The sequence below is a fragment of the Deinococcus sp. QL22 genome (genome assembly GCF_023370075.1).
Classification (GTDB): domain Bacteria; phylum Deinococcota; class Deinococci; order Deinococcales; family Deinococcaceae; genus Deinococcus.
On record NZ_CP097151.1, the window covers coordinates 496110 to 515279 of the forward strand.

The 19170-nt window shown below is 63.5% G+C and carries 15 protein-coding genes; 8 read left to right on the plus strand and 7 right to left on the minus strand.

Annotated features, from left to right (window positions below; translation table 11 throughout):
- Positions 1 to 34 precede the first annotated feature (34 nt).
- From M1R55_RS21745 to M1R55_RS21760, 4 genes are read right to left on the minus strand one after another with little or no spacing between them, the layout of a single operon-like run.
- Positions 35 to 1642 (minus strand): FAD-dependent oxidoreductase, encoded by a 1608-nt coding sequence (locus M1R55_RS21745; RefSeq protein ID WP_249395046.1) that lies wholly within the window; start codon positions 1640 to 1642, stop codon positions 35 to 37.
- A 1-nt stretch (position 1643) separates the two neighbouring features.
- The gene (locus M1R55_RS21750) at positions 1644 to 2534 is read right to left on the minus strand and encodes a carbohydrate ABC transporter permease (RefSeq protein ID WP_249395047.1); all 891 of its coding nucleotides are present in this window, start codon (positions 2532 to 2534) and stop codon (positions 1644 to 1646) included.
- The gene (locus M1R55_RS21755; RefSeq protein ID WP_249395048.1) at positions 2524 to 3447 is read right to left on the minus strand and encodes a carbohydrate ABC transporter permease; all 924 of its coding nucleotides are present in this window, start codon (positions 3445 to 3447) and stop codon (positions 2524 to 2526) included. Before M1R55_RS21755 ends, M1R55_RS21750 begins: the two co-directional genes overlap by 11 nt.
- The gene (locus M1R55_RS21760) at positions 3444 to 4676 is read right to left on the minus strand and encodes a sugar ABC transporter substrate-binding protein (protein WP_249395049.1); all 1233 of its coding nucleotides are present in this window, start codon (positions 4674 to 4676) and stop codon (positions 3444 to 3446) included. Before M1R55_RS21760 ends, M1R55_RS21755 begins: the two co-directional genes overlap by 4 nt.
- Before the next feature lie 91 nt (positions 4677 to 4767).
- Here M1R55_RS21760 and M1R55_RS21765 point away from each other — a divergent pair, with 91 nt between their 5' ends.
- Positions 4768 to 5490: a hypothetical protein gene (locus M1R55_RS21765; protein ID WP_249395050.1), complete on the plus strand. Its 723-nt coding sequence runs from the start codon at positions 4768 to 4770 to the stop codon at positions 5488 to 5490.
- Positions 5491 to 6193: 703 nt separating this feature from the next.
- Here M1R55_RS21765 and M1R55_RS21770 read toward each other — a convergent pair.
- Positions 6194 to 6925, minus strand: coding sequence for an IclR family transcriptional regulator (locus M1R55_RS21770; protein WP_249395051.1), 732 nt, complete (start codon positions 6923 to 6925; stop codon positions 6194 to 6196).
- 152 nt (positions 6926 to 7077) lie between these two features.
- Between M1R55_RS21770 and M1R55_RS21775 the strand changes: the two genes are divergently transcribed.
- Genes M1R55_RS21775 through M1R55_RS21795 form a run of 5 tightly spaced genes read left to right on the plus strand, consistent with a single transcriptional unit; the run spans position 7078 to position 13426 of the window.
- Entirely contained in the window at positions 7078 to 8835 is a 1758-nt protein-coding gene (locus M1R55_RS21775; RefSeq protein WP_249395052.1) for a M28 family peptidase, read from the plus strand.
- Between the two features lie 11 nt (positions 8836 to 8846).
- On the plus strand, positions 8847 to 10385 hold the full coding sequence (locus tag M1R55_RS21780) for an ABC transporter substrate-binding protein (protein WP_249395053.1): 1539 nt from the start codon (positions 8847 to 8849) through the stop codon (positions 10383 to 10385).
- Complete coding sequence (locus M1R55_RS21785; RefSeq protein WP_249395054.1) at positions 10385 to 11341, plus strand: ABC transporter permease; 957 nt, start codon at positions 10385 to 10387, stop codon at positions 11339 to 11341. Before M1R55_RS21780 ends, M1R55_RS21785 begins: the two co-directional genes overlap by 1 nt.
- A 1-nt stretch (position 11342) precedes the next feature.
- Complete coding sequence (locus M1R55_RS21790; RefSeq protein ID WP_249395055.1) at positions 11343 to 12203, plus strand: ABC transporter permease; 861 nt, start codon at positions 11343 to 11345, stop codon at positions 12201 to 12203.
- Positions 12204 to 12223: 20 nt separating this feature from the next.
- Positions 12224 to 13426, plus strand: a complete 1203-nt coding sequence (locus M1R55_RS21795) for a dipeptidase (protein ID WP_249395056.1) — start codon at positions 12224 to 12226, stop codon at positions 13424 to 13426.
- 497 nt (positions 13427 to 13923) lie between these two features.
- Here M1R55_RS21795 and M1R55_RS21800 read toward each other — a convergent pair whose 3' ends face one another.
- Positions 13924 to 14271: a type II toxin-antitoxin system PemK/MazF family toxin gene (locus M1R55_RS21800; protein WP_249395057.1), complete on the minus strand. Its 348-nt coding sequence runs from the start codon at positions 14269 to 14271 to the stop codon at positions 13924 to 13926.
- Between the two features lie 146 nt (positions 14272 to 14417).
- Here M1R55_RS21800 and M1R55_RS21805 point away from each other — a divergent pair, with 146 nt between their 5' ends.
- Positions 14418 to 15557 (plus strand): NADH-dependent flavin oxidoreductase, encoded by a 1140-nt coding sequence (locus tag M1R55_RS21805; RefSeq protein WP_249395058.1) that lies wholly within the window; start codon positions 14418 to 14420, stop codon positions 15555 to 15557.
- A gap of 315 nt (positions 15558 to 15872) precedes the next feature.
- On the opposite strand, the gene M1R55_RS21810 is transcribed toward M1R55_RS21805, so the two are convergent.
- Positions 15873 to 16052 (minus strand): hypothetical protein, encoded by a 180-nt coding sequence (locus M1R55_RS21810; protein ID WP_249395059.1) that lies wholly within the window; start codon positions 16050 to 16052, stop codon positions 15873 to 15875.
- A 904-nt stretch (positions 16053 to 16956) separates the two neighbouring features.
- On the opposite strand from M1R55_RS21810, the gene ligA reads away from it, so the two are divergent.
- Positions 16957 to 19008 carry an NAD-dependent DNA ligase LigA gene (gene ligA / locus M1R55_RS21815; protein ID WP_249395060.1) on the plus strand — a complete coding sequence of 684 codons (2052 nt, stop codon included), beginning with the start codon at positions 16957 to 16959 and terminating at the stop codon, positions 19006 to 19008.
- Positions 19009 to 19170: the final 162 nt, after the last annotated feature.

The window sequence follows — 19170 nt, forward strand, 5'->3', positions numbered from 1 at the left end:
CTGTGCCCCGTGCCGTCCCCTGTGCACCATGGCCCTAAAAGCCCGGTGAGGGCGTCAGTCGCTGGGCTTCGGGCCACTGCAGCTCGACCCCCAACGAATCGGCCAGCAACGCCTGAAAGTCGGCCAGCAATGACGGAGTGCCGCGTACCTGCCGGGGCGTGCGGCCCGTGTTCAGGGCGTGCGCGGCCAACGCGCCCGCGACCTCACCAATGTTCCACTCCACCGGATGGAGGCGGTAGCACCCGTTGGTGATGTGCGTGACGCCCAGGTTTTTGGCGGCAGGCAGCAGATTTTCCATGCGCACGGGGATCAGCGCTCCCAGGGGAATCTGAAACGGCCAAGACGCGATGTCGACGTAATTGCGTCCCCGTGTGGAGGGATGCAGGTCGATGCGGTACTGGCCGATGCCCACCGAATCGGCAAAGGTCTGTGCGCCTTGCAGCGGCCCCCGTGCCTCGACGCCCACCATCTGTTCGAGCACCGTGAATTCCGCCTGAATGCGCCGAGATTCCCGCACGTAGATGGCTTTGGCCAGCCCATGCCGGGTGCCGGTCACGTCGCCGCGCAGCCGCAGACCGGGGTAGCCGTGGCCAGGGCCGTCGTGCCGGGGCGCTTCGGTTTGCATCCAGTACAGCAGGCTCAGGCTCAAGTCCCGCGCTCCGGCCAAGTGCCGCTCGCGCTCGGCGGGGTCGACTCCCAGGACTGGCCCCAACCAGTAGTCGATCTGCGGCCAGTTCACCAGCGTCACGTCGCTGCGGTAGCGCCCCTCCGGGTAATGGCGGCGGGCCAGAATGCGCCGGAAGTGCCACAGGTCTCCGCCGTGCGGGGTCTCGTCGGGGTTGCCGAACAGGTCGCGGAAGACCGCCCGGTGCGTGATCGGATGGCACAGCGTCCAGCTGAGCTGTTTTCCGGGCCAGAAATCGGCCTGATAGCTGCGCCAGAAGTCGTAGCCCGCAGGCCGGTCGATGGTGTGGTCTTCGCCCCCGAGGTGATCCATGGCAAAGCACCAGCTGATGGCCTGCTGGTTCAGGGGATCGGCCTGAGCCAAGGCGTGCGGCTCGCCGGTCTGGTCTTGCCCTTCGGCGCCGATGACGCTCTCCACGCCGCCCAGTTCCAGCAGTTCCCCCAGTTCCGTGGCGTCCAGCACGTACTGGGCGGTCACCACCTGCTGCTCACCAGACGGGCCATGTTCGACCGTGACGGCGGTCACGCGGTCGCCGTCCACTTCTACGGCCACAGGGCGGGTATCGAGCCAGATCTCCAGCTGACGGTTGGCGCGGTAGGGGGCCAGCAATCCCTCCAGCACCGCCAGCGCCACCCGTGGTTCGTGGCACAGACGGCTCACTGTGCCTGCTCCAGGATTGAGGTGCACTTCGGCCCGCGATTCAGGGCGCAGGGGATAGTGCTCGTGGTAATAGGCCCGCACGCCGTTGCGGAAGGCCCGGTAACTGGCGGTGCACCCGACCTCTTCAATCCAGACGCCCTCATCAGGCGGCACGGCCTGAGAGGTGAGTTGCCCACCGATCCAGTCGGTTTCTTCGGTCAGGAGGACGCGGCGGCCCAGGCGCAGGGCCGCGAGCGCGGCAGCGACCCCGCCTGTGCCGCCGCCCACGATCAGGATGTCGTAAGAGTGTTCTTGCATATCAGCCTTTGGTACCGCTGGCCGCCAGGCTCTCGATGAACTGCCGCTGCGCCAGCATAAAAGCCAGCAGCACCGGCAGCGCCACCAGGACGCCCGCCGCGAGAGTGAGATTCCAGTACACGCCGCCGAGGGGGTCAGTAAATCGCTGAAGGGCCAGGGGCAGGGTCAGCAGGCCCTCCCGGCTCAGGTAGATCAAGGGATTGAAGTAGTCGTTCCAGGAGTTCAGCACGGCAAAAATGGCGGCAGTCGCCAGCGCCGGACGCGACAGCGGCAGCAGGATAAACCAGAACACGCCGAGGGTGCCCAGGCCGTCGACCCGGCCCGCGTCTTCAAGCTCGCGCGGCAGGGTAATAAAATGCTGGCGCATCAAGAACACCGCAAATGCCCCGGTGGCACTGAAGATTTGCAGGACGATCACCGGCAGGTGGCTGTTGGTCAGGCCGAGGCGACTGAACAACACGAACTGCGGCACGGCGGTGAGTTCGCTGGGCACCATCATCGCCAGCAGACTGAGGATAAAGACCAGGTCGCGTCCCGGAAACTGCAACCGGGCAAAGGCGTATCCGGCCGTGGCCGCCATCGCTGCCGTGAGCGGCACCACCAGCGCGGCGATATAGAGGCTGTTGAAATACTGCCGGGCAAAGGGGTAGTCCGCGAACACCTGCGCAAAATTGGTCATGGTCAGGGCCGACACCTTCAGGTCAAAGGGGCTGCCAAAAATGGCCGAGGTGGACTTGAAGGCCGAGACGAAGAGCCACAGCAGCGGCAGAAGAAAGGGCAACGAAACCAGGGCCAGCACGAGGTACAGCAGCCAACTCCACCGAACCGGACGACGTGCAGGGGCCGCTTCAGGGGCCGTCCACCGGCCTGCACCCACTCCCTCAGTCTTCATAAAACACCAGCCGCCGGCGCAGCGCCCACTGGGCCAAGGTCAGCCCCAACACCGCCACAAACAGCACCGTGGCGACGGCACTGGCATACCCAAATTCAAAAAACTGGAAGCCCTGCTTGAACATATACAGGATCAGGGTAGTCGTGGCGTCGGCGGGGCCACCACCTGTCAGCACATACACGGGCGTAAAGAGCTTAAGCGCCCCGATCAGCGTGACGATAAACACCAGAAAGAAGGTGGGAGAGATCAGCGGCAGCGTGATGCGCCAAAACGCCTGCCAGGGGGACGCGCCGTCGAGCCGGGCCGCCTCGTGCAGTTCGGGAGGCACGCCCTGTAAGGCACTCAAGAAGATGACGGTGTTGAGGCCCACCGCCTTGAGCACCTCGATCAGGATAACCGCCCACAGCGCCGTGGCCGGGTCAAACAGCAGGTTGGCCCCGCCAAAGCCCAGGCCGGCCAGACCGCTGTTCACCGGGCCTTCCGGTTGCAGCAAGAACTTCCAGATCAGGGCCCAGGCCACCACTGGCATGACCACCGGAGAAAAAATCAGGGTGCGGAACAGGCCGATGCCGCGCAGCCGCACATTGAGCAGCGAGGCCAGGGCCAGGGCCACGCTGATGTTGATCGCCAGAATACCCAGCGTAAAGACTCCGGTCACGGCGGCGCTGCGCCCAAAAGCGGGGTCGGTGGCCAGGCGGGCGTAGTTGCCGAGGCCCACCCAGCGTGGCGCGTCCAGCAGCGACCACTGCGTCAGCGACACGCCCAACACCGCCACCAATGGCCCGATCACGAAGATCAGCATGCCCAGCACGTAGGGCGCGACCAGCAGCCACCCAGCCCAGCCTTCGCGCCCGCGCCGGTTCAGGACGCGCCGACCCAGTCCAGGCCGGGGAGGGCGCGTACCCGACGTCACAGCCCGTCCACCTGCTTGCACAGGTCATTCAGAACGGCACTGACATTGGCCCCCGGCTGGTAGAGGCGCTCGATCCCGCCGGCGATCACGTCGTTGGCCCGGAGGAAATTGTCTCCGGTGCGGAAGACGCGGGCACTGGGGAGCTGATTCACGAGCGCGGTTTTGAGGTCGGCGGCAGGAATGGCGGGGTTGCTGGTGAGGTAGGCCCGGCTGGTCAGGACACTCTTGCGGGGCGGCGGGAAGAATTTGGCCGTCCGGGCCATAACCGTGGGCGAGGCCAGGTACTGCAAGAACGCCTGCGCTTCCCTGGGATAGGCCGAGCGAGCAAAGACCACGTATCCGGCCTGGCCCAGCTGCGTCACGCGGCCAGCCGGGCCTTTGGGCAGCGGCGCGATGCCCCACTTGAAGGGCGCGTCTTTGAGTTGGGCGCTGAAGCTGACGTTGTCGATGTACATGCCGAGCCGCCCGCCCTGAAAGGTCGTCTGATCGCCGGGGCGTGGGAGCGACTGGTCTTTGAAGGTCATATCGTGCATCAGCTGAAACGCCCGCACGCTGCCGGGCGAGTTCAGCGCGCACTTGAGGGTGCTGTCAAAGGCGTTGCCGCCGTGTGACCACAGCACACCGAGGGTGCCGCTGTTCCAGGCCTTGACGTCGAGGCGCATGATCCGGCCCCCGAAGGCGTCGGTCTTGTCGGTGATGGCTTTGGCAGCGGCGCGGAAGGCGGCGTAGTCCCACGTTCCTTTGCTGTACTGCTGAAGGGGAGTGACCACTGCAGCGGTTTTGAACAGGTCTTTGTTGTAAAACAGCACCTGCGGCGAGTTGGAAAACGGCACGCCGTACACGCCCTTCCCCTGCTTCCAGAGGCTCAGGGCACTCACCGGAAAGTCAGCCACATTAAACGCGCGGTTTGCCGTGAGGCTGCTGAGGTCGAGCAGGGAGCGGCTGGCCAGGAAGGTCGGCACGCTCTGTTCCGCCAGCCAACCCACATCTGGACTGTCGCCGGAAGCGATCTGCACCGCGACTTTGCGGGCGTAGTCGGCAAAAGGCGTGACCTCTACGCTGACCTGAACGCCTGCATTCTGCGCGGCGTACTCCTGCGCCAACTGCTGCAGGAGGGCCAGGCCGTCTCCGCCGGCCCAGGTGGAGAAGCGCAGGTTGACCTTCTGCGCTCCTGCAAACGAAGTGGCGAGCAGGGCGGACACACTGAGGATCAGACCGAATCGGTTCATATGCAACCTCCGGAGAACTTTGATTATGCGTATTATCATTATTGGAGTCGGCGCCCCCTCTGTCAATGCCGCGCTCTCCCAGGAGGATGAAATGCCTACCCGTTCGGTTTCGTCTCAGCGTCTCAGCGCGGTGATCTTGGCCGCCAAAGCGCGGCAGGAACTGGCCCTGATCGCCAGCTTGCCCGTCAACGACCTGGCTTACGCGCAGGCGGCCCTGCGGGGCGGGGCACATGCCCTTAAGCTGCACTTTGGCCTGACGCACCGTGCCAGTCAGCAGGTAGCGCCGACCCTGGCAGACCAACCCGGGCTCATCGCCCGGCTTCGCGACCTGGCCCCGGACGTGCCGCTGGGGGCGGTGCTGGGAGATCAGCCCGGTACTGTAGACGCGGCACTCGACCTGGCTGCCGAGTGCGGGCTGGACTTTATCAGCGGTTACGCGCACGCCCTCCCCGCGCGGGCGTTTGAGGCTGGCCCTGAACTCCTGGTGGCGTTGGACGACCGCTCGCCCCCGAATTGGGCTGGACTGCTGCCGCCCGGCGCACTGCTGGAAGCATCGGTCATTCAGCACACCGAATACGGCGGGCCGCTGACGGTGGCCGACCTGCTCAAGTACGCCGATTTGCGCCGCCGCACAGGGGCGCTGCTGATTGTGCCGACCCAAAAGCACATCCGGCCTGCCGACCTGGCAGCGCTGCGGGCGGCGGGCGCGGACGCCCTGATGTACGGCGTGATCGTTACTGGCCCGGACGCCGCCGGGTTTGAAACAGCAGCGGCTCAGTACCGGGCCGGGGAGAGGCTGACCGACCGTCCGTGAACGACGCCAGACCCCATCCTTTCCCGGTGAGGCTCATCGGGCAGGCCCAGGGGGCTATACCCCCGCTTCCTACTGAGTGATCGGGAGGTCCAGGGAATGCTCCACCAACGTGGGCACTGAGGTTAACCACGGAACCCTCCGCGAATAGCGCATTTCAAGCGCTTGTCTCTTGGCTCAGCAACCCCGTCCCTGTCGCCCCTGGCATTTGATTGACGTCTGTACGGCCCTGAATGGGAGTTGTCACTGACCCCGGACGACCGTAGACAAGCCACGGGTTCGTGCAGCGCCTCCTGGTCAAGACGACGTTCCAGAGGTTATTTCTACTGATCACCTGGGAGCTCTGGAGCCGCGATTCGGGAGATTCCAGGTGAACGCTGATCACGTGCTGGTGATCCAGGCTGCCCGCTGTCGCACCGTCACCGGGCAAAAATACCGCTTAACACGGTGACACGGGCGAAGCGGGCAACGATTGGGGCGGCGGAAACGCGCTCAAGACTGCCTAAGCCGACATGCCCGCAGAGAGACCCTTCATCATGACGCCACACAAGCGTTTCCGCTTCCCCTAGAACAAGCAATCAGAAGCATGCGTTCCGGAGGTCAACACTCACGGGAGGGACGGCCTGAGGTTCGGTTTGCTGCGGGCCAGGTCAAGGAAAACCCGGCCGCCAGCGATGATGGAACGACCTACGACGTGGCCGCTGGTTTAGAAACGGTCCTGCCTGTCTGAAGTCATTCCCAGCTTCATGGAGAGCTGCCGGCTGGCCTCCTGCACGCCGTCCAGATACTGCCTCTGCTTTTCTGCGTTGAGCCGCATCAGGGGGCCAGCCACGCTGAGTGAGGCGACCACCTGGCCCTGGAAATCGAAGATCGGGGCGGCGATCGAGAAGGTCTCTTCTTCGAGATCCGAGATGGCGACGTGGGCGCCGTCCTCCCGGATCTGCCGCAACTCCTGTTCCAGAGTCGCTGGCTCCGTGATGGTGCGGGCGGTGAACCGCTCGAGCGGCGTACGGAGCAGGGCAGCGAGCACCTCGCTTGGTGCATACGCCAGCAGCACCTTGGACGAGCCCCCAGCGTGCAGGGGCCCGATCCGGCCGACCCGGGCGAACATCCGGACAGGATGAGGGGAGGTGCGGACATCGATCACCAGGGAATGGTGCCCCTCGCGCACCACGAGGTGGACATTCTCACCTGTCTGCTGCGCCAATTCATCGAGCACCGGTCGCGCGGTCTGGGTCAGCGAGTGCTGCTCCTGAGCTTGCTGACCCAGGATCAACGCGGCAGAGCCCAAGTGGGCGGCGTGGTCGTCGTCGAGCCTCACGTAGCCCAGATGAACCAGTGTCTGAAGAATGCGGTAGACCTTACTTTTGGTCATGCCGGCTTGGGCGGCAAGCTGCGGAATTTTGAGTTCCGGAACCTGTCCAACCAGTTCAAGCACCCGGAGGCCGTCCTCCAATGCAGAAATGGTGTACTCGGGCGGTGAATCGGGTGCTGGACTTGACTTTCCCATACGCTGACCTCACACTATACGCTAACTGAATTCCATTGAGTGAACCGATAATTCATCTGGTGAATCATAGGGAGAAAGGTATGCTGCTCGCTGAAGAACGTCAGCTTCTCGATGCCGTCACACTCGACCGACCGTGGGAACTGATCACGGCGTTCTCCACTCTCAAGCGGGAACATCCGAACGACGTGCGGCGCGCCGCAGAGCACATTGAACGTCACCTGCGTGAATTGGGCATTCCCGTCGAAGTGCATGTCCCGGAATTGTTCCTGAGCCTGCCTGGTCAGGCCCGCGTGTCTGCCGGCGGCTTGACCTTCGCGGCCAAACCCATGGCCATGAGCGCGGTCTTCCCGGAGGGACTGACGGCCCCGCTGGTGTATCAGCCCAGCCAGTACGCGGCGAACGCCGATGACATGTTTTCCAGCGCCCTGCTGGACGGCGAGGTCGATGTGGCCGGAAAAATCGTGGTCACCGAGGGCTTTGGGATGCCCGGCAAGATTCGGGAGCTGGAACGGCGCGGCGCACTTGGGGTGATCGCCATCAATCCCGGCGCCCGCGCGCACTGGGGGATCTGCACCAGCATCTGGGGAACGCCTGACCTGCACGATCTGCCGCGTAAACCCCGGGTGGCCGTCGCCAATGTCAACCGGGCCGATGGCGACCAACTGATCGAGTTGGCCCGCTCGGGCGCCCAGGCGGTCCTGGTCACCGAACTCGAGGAGGGCTGGTTTGCGTCGCCAGTGCCGGTGGTGACCATTCCTGGGAGCGAGGATCCCGAGGCCTTCGTGCTGCTGCATGGCCACTACGACTCTTGGGATTACGGCGTCGGAGACAACGCGGTGGGCGACGCCACCCTGCTGGAGGTGGCCCGGAACCTGTGGAACAACCGCGCCGGTCTGCGCCGGTCGGTGCGTATCGCCTGGTGGCCTGGGCATTCGACCGGCCGCTACGCCGGCAGCACCTGGTATGCCGATCACTTTGCCCTGGAACTGTACCGAAACTGCGTTGCCCAGATCAACTGCGACTCGCCGGGCTGCCGCTGGGCCACCGAGTACAAGGACGTCAGCGTGATGGCCGAGGCCACCGCCTGGGCGGCCGATATCATCCGCGACGTGACCGGCCAGGAGATGCAGGCCGAGCGGCCCGTGCGGGCGGGTGATTACTCGTTTAACAACATCGGCCTCAGCGGTTTTTTCATGCTGCTCTCCACCATGCCGGATGATCTGCGTGCCGAAAAAGGGTACTACGCCGTCGGTGGCTGCGGCGGCAACATCGCCTGGCATACCGAGGACGACACGCTGGACGTCGCCGACCGCGACATTCTCCTCAAAGACATCAAAATCTACTTGCTGTCGGCCTACCGCACGGCAAACCAGACCATCATCCCGTTCGATTACGTCCAGATCCTCAACGAGTTCGATCAGACGCTCGCGGAGTATGGTGCGGGGGTGGGGACAGCCTTCGACCTCAGCCGGGCGCAGGACGCCGTCGAGGCGCTCAGATCCGATCTGCGTGAATTGATGCGGGCGGCAGGAAGCCTCACGGGCGAGTCCCTGACCTCCCCGCAGGTACGGCGCGTGAATGCCGCGCTGATCACCCTGGCCCGTCACCTCGTTCAGGCCAACTACACGCAGTCACCGGCCTTCTTCCACGACCCGGCTGAGCATGTGCCCCCACTGCCCGATCTCGCCGTACTCCAGACCCTGCTGGACGCAGACGTCTCTCAGCGCGGCTTCATCCTGACCCACGCCACCCGGGGACTCAACCGGCTGCTCGCGCACCTCGGTGACGCCCAGATCGCTGTCCGGGACGCCCTGAACCACCTCAAGCTTTCGGTTTAAGGAGGAACGTCATGAAACGTACGCTGATGACTCTGGGCCTCGCTCTCGCCGGTGGGCTGGCCGGCGCGCAGAGCAACATCTTGCAGTTGCCGCTGATCAACGACCCGATCCTGAACCCGTTGATCGCGCCGGATCTGGGCAGCATCCTGGTCAACAAGGTGCTCTTCCCTGGACTGGTTCGGCCCGACGAGAACCTCCAGCCGGTGCCGGATCTGGCCAAGAGCTGGACGGTCACGAACGGCGGCTTGGTCTATACCTTCGCCCTGCGCGACGACGTTCGCTGGCACGACGGCAAGCCGTTTACGGCCGATGACGTCGTCTACACCTTCAAGACGGCCGCCGATCCCAAGAGCGGTTCCCGGCTGGCGTCCGACTTCAGCAGCATCAAATCTGTAGAAGCCCGGGGCAAGTACACCGTGAGATTTACCCTCTCCCGCCCCTTCGCGCCGTTCCTGATTCTCCTCGGACACAACGCCGGGATTTTGCCGAAACACCTGCTGGACGGCAAAGATCTCAATGCCAATACGGCCTTCAACCGTCAGCTGCCCATCGGCACCGGCCCCTTCAAGGTTTCGCGCGTCGTTCCGGGCGCCAGCGTGACACTCGAGGTGAACAAGGACTACTACGGGGCGGCTCCGAAGCTCGCCGGCATCACCTTCAAGGTCGTCCCGGACCTGAACACGCAGGTGGCCCAGCTCCGCTCGGGTCAGCTGGACTGGGTCACCCTGGAACCGAGCAACCTGGCCAGCGTGCAGAACGTTCCGAATATTGCCATCAAGCAGGCCAACGCCGTCCAGCACTTCCTGGTGTTCTTTAACCTGAAAAATCCCCTGTTCACGGCGCCCAAGGTGCGTGAGGCCATGCAGTATGCGGTCAACCGCAAGGCCATCATCGACGGCATCCTGAAGGGCTACGCGGATTACCCTACTGGAACCATCCCCACCGCGCTGCGCACCTACTACGACAAATCCATCAAGCCCATCACCTACAATCCGGCGCAGGCCCTCAAGCTGCTCGCTCAGGCCGGCTGGAAGCCCAATGCGCGGGGCACGCTGGTGAACTCGAAAGGGGAACCTTTCAAATTTACACTGATCGTCGACAAGGGCAACGCGACCCGTGAGCAGTCGGCGCTGGCCGTGCAGCAAGATCTCAAGAAGATCGGGATGGACGTGACCCTGCAGACCCTGGAATTCGGCACCCTGGTGCGCGATTACCTGATCCCTGGCAAATACGACGCCAACCTGATCTGGTGGACGACGCCGCCCGATCCCGACCAATATTCCTTCTACGCCACTGGGCAGGACAACAACGAAGCGGCCTGGAGCAACGCGCGGGCCGACTCATTGCTCAGGCGCGGGCGTGAGACGGTGGATCCGGTGGCCCGCAAGAATATCTACAACGCCTACCAGCGCCTCACCATGCAGGATCCACCGGTGCTGGTCTTGTACTATCCCAAAGAACTCCAGGCGATCAGCAAGGACTTGACCGGCGTTCCAGATCTGGGCATCCGCGACGCCCTCCGCTACACCGAGCGCTTCCAGCTGCGCTGATGCTCAGCCCCGGGTACGTTGCCCGCCGCGTCCTCCACGCGCTGGTCGTTCTCGCTGTGGTGGCGGTCGTGACGTTTTTCATCGTCCGGCTCGCCCCCGGCGGGCCAGCCGCCCTGGCCGACCCGGCCCTGCGGGACGCCGAACGGGCGGTCATCGAGGCGCGGCTGGGACTCAACGACCCCCTGCCGATTCAGTTTCTGAAATTTGTGGGCAACGCCGTCCGCGGCGACCTCGGCCAGAGCTTTTTGTTTGGGACACCCACCACCCAGGTCATCGCCTCGCGCCTCGGCAATACGCTGATTCTGGCAGGCGCTGCCCTCACGCTCACGCTGCTCGTCGCCGTTCCCCTGGGGACACTGAGCGGTCTCCGGCCCCATTCCTGGCTCGACCGAATTGTCAGTTTCGTCAGTGTGGTGGTGCTGGCCGTTCCCGTGTTCTGGTTGGGACTGATCCTGATCATTGCCCTCGCCGTTTTGCGTCCAGTGCTGCCCGCGGGCGGCATGTACACCACGGGCATGGAGGGCAATCTGCTGGACTTGCTGCGGCATCTCCTGCTGCCGGCCGTCGTGCTGGCGAGCGCGTCCATCGCAGAACTGCTGCGCTACACCCGGTCCAGCGTCCGCAGCGCCGCCAAGTTGGATCATGTCCGGACGGCCCGGGCCAAGGGGCTTCCGCAGCGAACTGTTCACGTGCGCCACGTCCTCAAAAACGCCCTGATTCCCGTGGTCACCGTGATCGGCCTTCAGTTGCCGCGTCTGGTCGGGGGAGCCGCCGTCACAGAGACGATCTTCGCCTGGCCCGGCATGGGCCGCCTGAGTGTCGAGGCCGCCCTGGGGCGGGATTACCCCCTGATCCTGGGCGTGACCCTGGTGGTCGCCGCCGCCGTCGTGCTCTTCAATCTGCTGATTGACCTCGTGTACCCCCTCATCGATCCCCGGATTCGCACCGATGGCTGAGATGGCGTCCACGCGCACTTATCTGGCTCAGGCTCCTGCTCAGCGCTCCTGGCGGCGGCTGCGCCGCGATCCAGTCGCTTTGGGCTCCGCTGCCACCCTGATCCTGGTGGTGCTCTTCGCCTTCGTGGGACCGGTCGTGCGGCCCGTTGACCCAGACGTTCTTGATCTCGCTCGCCCGCTGGCCCCCAGCACCCTGGCCCAGCCCCTCGGCACCGACGAGAGCGGCCGGGACGTCCTCGTGCGGTTGATGCTGGGCGGGCGGGTCAGTTTGATGGTCGGCCTGTTCGCCGTGCTCGTCTCCGTCAGTGTCGGAACGCTGGTGGGCGCGCTGGCGGGCTTTTATGGGGGCTGGCTCGCGGGCCTGCTGATGCGGGTCACCGACGGCATCTTGGCCCTCCCCGCCTTTTTCCTCAGCGTCTTGACCCTCACCTTTTTTGGCCCTGGACTCGTCCCCCTGGTGCTGGTCATCGGACTGACGTCCTGGATGGGTCTAGCCCGGCTCGTGCGCGGGGAAGTGCTGAAGTACCGCGAGGAGCAGTACGTCGAGGCGGCCCGGGCCCTGGGCAGTCACGATAGCCGGGTGCTCTTCCGGCACGTGCTTCCGCAGATCCTGCCCACCCTGATCGTCAATGCCAGTGTGGGGATCAGCACCGCGATTTTGGCAGAGTCGGCCCTGTCTTTCCTGGGCCTGGGCATCCAGCCTCCCAATGCCAGTTGGGGCAACATGCTCAGCGGCGCACAAAATTACTTCTACACGGCGCCCCGCCTGGCCCTGTATCCCGGTGTCCTGATCCTCATCACGGTGCTCGCCACGAACCTGTTGGGCGACGCTGTCCGGGACGCCACTGACCCCACCGACTGACCAGATCGCCTGGAGGCCCTATGCAACCGAAACGCTACAGCGGCTACAAGTCTTTTTCCTACCTCACGCCCGGCGAGGACTACAAAGAGTTCCGGCTCAGCCCTGAGCTTCAGCGGGTCGACAGCCGTCCGGTGGCGGTGACTGGGGAGCAGGAGGAGCGGGTCAAGCGGATTTTTCAGGAGAGGCTGATCATTTCGCTCCACGATCACTGCTTCATCGCGCCTGAAAACCTGGACGAATTTATGGAATTCCGTCGCTGGGGGCGTGATTTTACTGGGTACGAGGGCCTGAGTCTGTCCGGGCTGGACGCGGTCTTCGACAACCTGATGAACGGCACGGCGATGATCACCTCGCGCGGCGGATGGAAGTGGACGGACATCATCCACGACCTGGGGATCCGGCTGTCAGACATCGACCATCAGGACATGGTGGTGCTCTGCCGCACCACCGAGGACATTGTCAACGCCAAGAACAATGGGCAGATCGCCTTCGTCGTCTCACTCGAAGGTGCGGCGATGATCGAGAACGAACTCGACCGCATCGACGTTCTCTACGGCTTGGGCGTGCGGTGCCTGGGCATTGCCTACAGCGAGGGCAACCAACTCGGAGGCGGTCTCAAGGAGCCGCGTGATGGTGGGCTCACGACCTTCGGACGGCAGGCAGTCAGGAGGATGAACCGCCTGGGCATGGCGATCGACGTGAGCCACTCCGGCGACCAGACCTCTCTGGATACCATCGAGGTCAGTGACCAGCCCATCTTCATTACCCATGCCGGTGCCCGGCAACTGTGGAATTCCAACCGCCTGAAACCCGACGACGTGATCCGTGCCTGCGCCGAGAAAGGCGGCGTCATCGGGATCGAGGCGGCCCCGCACACGACCATCACCGCGCGGCATCCACGCCACACCATCGAGTCATTTATGGAGCACTACGAGTACTGCGTGGATCTGGTCGGCATTGACCACGTGGCCTTCGGGCCAGACGTCTTGTTTGGAGACCACGTGGGCCTGCATACCGCGCTGAGTGACGCTCTGTCCATTGGCGCGTCGCGCGGTCACCTGGAGTATGAGAAGGTGCCGTTCGTGGATGGACTTGAAAGCCCTGCAGAGGCGTTTCCGAATATCGTGCGCTGGCTGGTGACTCACGGATACAGCGACGATGACATCGCCAAGGCCGTTGGAGGCAATGTCATGCGGGTATTGAAAGAGGTCTGGTGCCGGTAAAGCCGAGCTTCGCGGTGGTGCCGGGCCTCAGCTTTCTCCCCCTTGATGTCGCGGTTTAAGCCCTCAGGCCGTGCGCGAGATCGGCGGGCGGCCTCTGTGCCGAACCACCGGCTTTCGCACCTGAGGTCTGCTGCTTTCGCCTGAGCTGCCGCAAGGTGTTCCCAAGTGGTAAACGCCAGCATTGAGCTAGTCCACTTGGCCCGCCCGTATTCCCGTGCCGAACTGACCCGGGGATGCGGTGGCTTGAGCCACCGTGACGGAGGCTCCTGCTGAAGGGCAGCACAGGTGAGCTTGGGTACAAGGGTCACCACAGCAGACGTACCGTGTTCCAAAGTGGAGGACTGAAGGGAAGGCTTCCCTCGAGTTTGGAACAAGAAAACGAGGGTTCACCAAAGCTCCTCCGATCAGAAATCGACTCCTCATACAAGTTGGGTACCTCCGCAGCACCAAGGGAAAAGATGAGATGGCCTCAGCCTATGCTTCAAGCCGAACCGCCCTCAGAGGGCCAGGTGCAGGCGCAACGCGGCATCCAGCTTCTGCATCAGCGCTGCCGGCAGGTGGCCGAGGGGTTCCCGTCCCAGCCGGCTGAAACTGACCATGCGAATCTGTTCGGCTTGGGCCTTGCTGTCTTCCTCCAGCCCCGTCTCTGCCGCAGGCAGCAGCACCTGAAAATCGAAGACCCGGCTGACATTGCTGGTGAGCGGCACGGCAATGATGGCCCCCCCACCGAGGCGGTTCACCGTCCGGTTCAGACTGTCCGCACTGACCATGGCTGCCGGGCGGCGTGTGTTGGCTTCACTGGAGCGGGCCGGATTCAGAGGCGTAAACAATGCAACGCGTCCCACGCGTGTGACGCCGGTCGTCTGGTCTGACCGCTTGCTTCCATAGCGCGGCTCTCGCCCCTGTCCAAGACGACCCACCTCTCCATGGATGAATGCTTTAAAAAACAATTTGCTTTACTTCCTCAAAAAAGGCGCTTAAGCTCTCTGGTATGTCTGATGTCTCTCCTCTCTTTGAGCCTTACACGTTCCGCAGCGGCGTACAGGTCAGCAACCGTTTGGTGCTGGCTCCTATGACCACCTGGTCCGCTGACCCGGATGACTCCGTCTCTCTGGCCGAATTGGATTATGTTGCCCGGCGCTCTACGGGCGTGGGACTGGGCCTGACCGCCGTGGCGTACGTCACCACTGGGGGCAAAGGCTTTCATGGTCAGTTCGGCGCCGAGCATGATGGCCGCCTGGAGAGCTTGCGTTCCTTGGCGCACGCCATCAAGGGTGGAGGGGCGAGAGCGGTGCTGCAGATCTTCCACGCTGGGCATCAGGCGCCACCTGAACTGGTCAACCATGACGTCACCTCGGCGAGTGACGTGCCCCCGCCCTCCCGGCCCGGGCGGCCGAACGATGTTCAGGTGCGGGCCTTGACCTCAAAAGAAGTCGAGTCCATCGTGCTGGACTTCGGCCAGGCAACCCGGCGGGCCATTGAGGCTGGCTTCGATGGAGTAGAAATTCACGGCGCCAACGGCTACCTGATTCAGCAATTCGTGTCCGGTCACAGCAACCGGCGCACCGACGACTGGGGCGGCAGCCTGGAGCGCCGCCTGCGCTTTCCCCTGGCGATCATCGATGAGGTCAAGCGCGTTGTGGCCCACCATGCCCAGGGGCCGTTTCTGGTCGGGTACCGCTTCTCCCCTGAGGAACCCCACGAGCAGGGCCTGACCATGCACGATACCTTTGGCCTGATCGATGCTCTGAGGGACAAAGAGCTGGACTACGTGCACGTGTCGCTGATGGAGTATGCCGGGAACCCTCGCCGGGGCGGGGATGAAGACCGCAGCCGCCTGGAACAGATTGCCGAGCGGCTGAGCGCGCGGACGCCGCTGATTGGCGTGGGCAATGTCTGGACCCCTGAGGACGCCGTGCGGGTGCTGGACCTCGGAGCGACGTTCGTGGCGCTGGGCCGGGCACTGCTGCTTGAGCCGGAATGGGTGCAGAAAGTGCAGTCCGGCCGCAGCAACGAGCTCCGGAGTACGCTCTCGATTCATGACCGCGAGGCGTTGACCTTGCCGCAACCACTGTGGCAGATGCTCACGGACTTCATGGTCAAAGACCGCCTGACGGACGCCGCAGATTGACGCCTGAGTCTGAACGCTCCTGAGGAGACTCATAGGAAAAAGCCCAGGGACCTTCGCACACAGGACCCACGGCGTTTGGTCTCGTCCTGGAGCACAGGAGGGGCACGGCAAGCGGCGTACCCTCGGCGCAGCCAGCGGTCGGAACGATCTCTAGCAAACCCGTCGTCATTTACTCAGACGCCGGTGAAGCAACGACCCTGTGACTCCCAGAGCGCGGTGACGGTCCGGTAAGCACCACAACAGGTGACCTCTGATGGATCACGGCGCAGCTGTCCCATCATGTCTGCAACGTCACCGCGTTCCCCGCCCTTGCGTTCATTCCTCACCGCGCCCCTGAAGAGCTTTCGACTTCGTTCGCAGCCACACGGCCAGAGCCAGTGCCAGCACGGCCAGGGCAAGCATGGCATTGGGGATCACGCGCTCACCGAAGGCCCCCACAGCCTGACCGATCAGTGCCGGAAACAGGGTGCCGCCCAGCAGTGCACCGGCGATCATCAGCGCCGTTGCACCTCGGGCTGCAGGCAACGTCCGCGCCAGCCAGGTAAAGGTGTTGGGGAAGTTGATTCGGATTTGTCTGTTGCAAGGGCAGCCGAAGATCGTGTCGTCTTATCTGACCAATTTTGACCGAACCTTTGCTTACAGCGGTGGTGAGAATGTGGGCGAGACGCTGCCAGACCCGTGTTAAGCGCATTTTCCGCAATACCGCATCAACATATGCGCGGATAGTTGTAGCTGTTCAGGGGCGCAGACATCGTCCCGACTAAACGGCCCTGCGCAGAAAGTACAGAAATTAGGGAGTGACTCAAGTCGCGTCGACGCCGTAGATCTCGTGCTGCGCTTCCAGTCGCCGGTTATGCCGGCTCTATTGCTGGGGAGTTTGTCTCTTCTCCGCTGAGATGCCTGATCGCACAGCCACTTGACCGTGCTGCTATCGCTCCAATGCTGTGTGGAATGATGCGGTTGCTCAACTCCACGGTGGCGGTGCGCTGTAGAGATGATCGACTGGCAATCTAAGCCCCGCTGGCACGCGCCTCTGTCACTCCAGAACCCACAGGTAGGAATGACATCCAGGACGTGAGATTCACTCAGGAGCTGGGTCCGTCAGTCCGGTGACGTCCCTGAAAACTATTCACTTGGGGTTTCGTGGCTGACCCTTTACCGCGCTGGTGCGGCAAATCCTGCACGTCCCGGTTGCTCTAAGGGAACCGAACCAGGTCACATGCCCAATGATGACCCTTGGGAATCCGGAGCATTAGGGACGCGCTAAGCAGCATCCTGCCAAGCCGATCTTTGAAGTTGGTCCCCCTAAGCTCTACCCTGAGCCTCGCTCGTGCTCTGCACCTGACCACAGGGGCTTTGCGCTGCCGCCCACCTTCTCCTGCTCACCGAGGTTCGCCCCATGACACTTCCTTCGGACCGTTATGTCCGCCTCACCACCGAAGTCGCTGCCCATAATCAGGCGTATTACGAACAGGACGCGCCCACCATCTCCGATGCGGAATACGACGCGCTCGTCCGAGAATTACGTGCGCTCGAAGCTCAGTTCCCGGAGTGGGCCACCTCTGATTCGCCTGCGCAGACGGTGGGCGGCCGACCCAGCACCCTTTTCGAGAAGATCCGTCACCCTACGCCGATGACCAGCCTCGACAACGCCTTCACCGATGAGGAACTCGCCCACTTCGATGACAAGGTGGCCCGTGCGCTGAACCTCCCTGTAGGCAGCCAGACGTTCACCTATACCTGCGAACTGAAAATCGACGGCTTGAGTATCAATCTGTATTACGTCGACGGTGTGCTGCAATGGGCCGCCACCCGGGGAGACGGAGAAGTCGGAGAGAAGGTCACGGCCAATATCGCCAGCATTCCGGGCATTCCTGTGCGTCTGGAAGGTCTGTCTGGGGAATTGGAAGTGAGGGGCGAGGTCTACATGAGCAAGGCCGCCTTCCTGGCGTACAACACACGCGCTGAAGAGGAAGGGCGCGCACTGCTCAAGAACCCGCGGAACGGTGCCGCGGGCGCACTGCGACAAAAAGACCCAGAGGAAACCCGGCGACGCGAGCTGAGCGTCATCCTGTACAGCCTGGGCAAACGCGACGGGGTACCCGCACGCACGCAATGGGAAGTCCTGGCCTGGTTGCAGGCTCAGGGGTTTGCGACCAGTTCCTATACCCGGCGGGTGGAAGGAAGTGCGGCGGCAGCGGCCTATCACGCGGAGATGACGGCGCAGCGGGCGGCCCTGCCCTTCGATGCGGACGGGAGTGTGGTCAAGCTCAATGACCTGCACCTGCAGGGAGAGGCAGGCTTCACGAGCCGGGCGCCGAAGTGGGCAGTGGCGTACAAGTTCCCGGCCGACATCGCGCAGACGGTGATCGAGGCCATCACGATTCAGACGGGCCGGACGGGAAAACTCACGCCAGTCGCAGAACTGCGGGCGGTCCAACTGGAAGGCACGACGGTGAGCCGGGCCACCCTGCACAATGAGGACTTCATTCGGGGGCTTGATCTTCGGGTGGGCGATACCGTGCGGGTGCACAAGTCGGGAGGCATCATCCCGGAAGTCTTGAGCGTCGTGCTCGAGCAGCGTCCAGACCACAGCGCGCCGTATGCGTTTCCGACGCACTGTCCGGTGTGTGGGCACTCGGCCGTGCGGCAGGAGGGGACGGCGGGCACGTTCTGTACGAATCCTCTGTGTGCAGCTAAGGCGACCCTCCGGGTGCGGTACTTCGCCTCGCGGGACGTAATGGATATCAAGGGGCTCGGGGAACGTCTGGTGGAGCAGCTCGTCGCGAGTGGGCTCGTGAAAGACCCCGCGGATCTGTATACCCTGACGGCGGAGCAACTGGAACACTTGGAGATGGGAGAAACCAGCACTGGTGGGACGCGCAAGGTGGGACGCAAGAATGCCGAGAAGCTGATTGCGGAGTTGGACGCCAGCCGGTCACGGGAGCTGTGGCGGGTGATTCGGGCGCTGGGCTTGCCCTTCGTTGGAGAGGGCACAGCGACCCGAATCGCGCGCGTGTACGGGACGTTGGCAGAGGTACAAGCCGCGTCGGTAGACGATCTGGCGAAGATTCCGGATGTGGGCCGGCCGACCGCGCAGAGCATCGTAGCGGGCTTAGCTGAGCCGGAGATGCAGGCCTTCATCGGCCGGTTGATGGTAGCTGGTCTCCAGCCGACTCCGAGTACGGGAGTACAGGTTGGCACGCAACTGGCGGGATTGACCTTCGTCATCACCGGGACGCTGAGTCGATCTCGGGACGAAATCAAGGCACATCTGGAGGCCTATGGGGCGCGGGTCAGTGGCGGAGTGACAAAGAAGACGAGTTACCTGGTGGCGGGAGAGGACGCGGGCGGAAAATTGGAGAAGGCGCAGGAGCTGAAGGTGGCCGTGCTGGGTGAGGGAGAATTGCAGGCACTGTTGTTGGAGCGAGGTGCTCCGCCCCTGACGTGAAGCGGGACCGGGCCCGCTTGTGCAGGCATGCAAATCATCAGGTCGGGGGGGTTGAGCAAGTGGACCGCAGTCAGCGGAGGGTCCATGATTGACCTCAATGCTGCCCTTTCCGTGTAGAGGAGCATCTCTGGGAAGCTCTGTGGCTCTCCCAGCCTGCGTCCC

What these genes read in the sequence shown, in the direction of transcription:
- M1R55_RS21790 (WP_249395055.1), top strand. Translation starts at nt 11,343, where the DNA reads ATGGCGTCCACGCGCACTTATCTGGCTCAGGCTCCTGCTCAGCGCTCC.
- M1R55_RS21805 (WP_249395058.1), top strand. Translation starts at nt 14,418, where the DNA reads ATGTCTGATGTCTCTCCTCTCTTTGAGCCTTACACGTTCCGCAGCGGC.
- M1R55_RS21750 (WP_249395047.1), bottom strand. Translation starts at nt 2,534, where the DNA reads ATGAAGACTGAGGGAGTGGGTGCAGGCCGGTGGACGGCCCCTGAAGCG.
- M1R55_RS21810 (WP_249395059.1), bottom strand. Translation starts at nt 16,052, where the DNA reads ATGATCGCCGGTGCACTGCTGGGCGGCACCCTGTTTCCGGCACTGATC.
- M1R55_RS21795 (WP_249395056.1), top strand. Translation starts at nt 12,224, where the DNA reads ATGCAACCGAAACGCTACAGCGGCTACAAGTCTTTTTCCTACCTCACG.
- M1R55_RS21760 (WP_249395049.1), bottom strand. Translation starts at nt 4,676, where the DNA reads ATGAACCGATTCGGTCTGATCCTCAGTGTGTCCGCCCTGCTCGCCACT.
- M1R55_RS21780 (WP_249395053.1), top strand. Translation starts at nt 8,847, where the DNA reads ATGAAACGTACGCTGATGACTCTGGGCCTCGCTCTCGCCGGTGGGCTG.
- M1R55_RS21745 (WP_249395046.1), bottom strand. Translation starts at nt 1,642, where the DNA reads ATGCAAGAACACTCTTACGACATCCTGATCGTGGGCGGCGGCACAGGC.
- ligA (WP_249395060.1), top strand. Translation starts at nt 16,957, where the DNA reads ATGACACTTCCTTCGGACCGTTATGTCCGCCTCACCACCGAAGTCGCT.
- M1R55_RS21775 (WP_249395052.1), top strand. Translation starts at nt 7,078, where the DNA reads ATGCTGCTCGCTGAAGAACGTCAGCTTCTCGATGCCGTCACACTCGAC.
- M1R55_RS21785 (WP_249395054.1), top strand. Translation starts at nt 10,385, where the DNA reads ATGCTCAGCCCCGGGTACGTTGCCCGCCGCGTCCTCCACGCGCTGGTC.
- M1R55_RS21765 (WP_249395050.1), top strand. Translation starts at nt 4,768, where the DNA reads ATGCCTACCCGTTCGGTTTCGTCTCAGCGTCTCAGCGCGGTGATCTTG.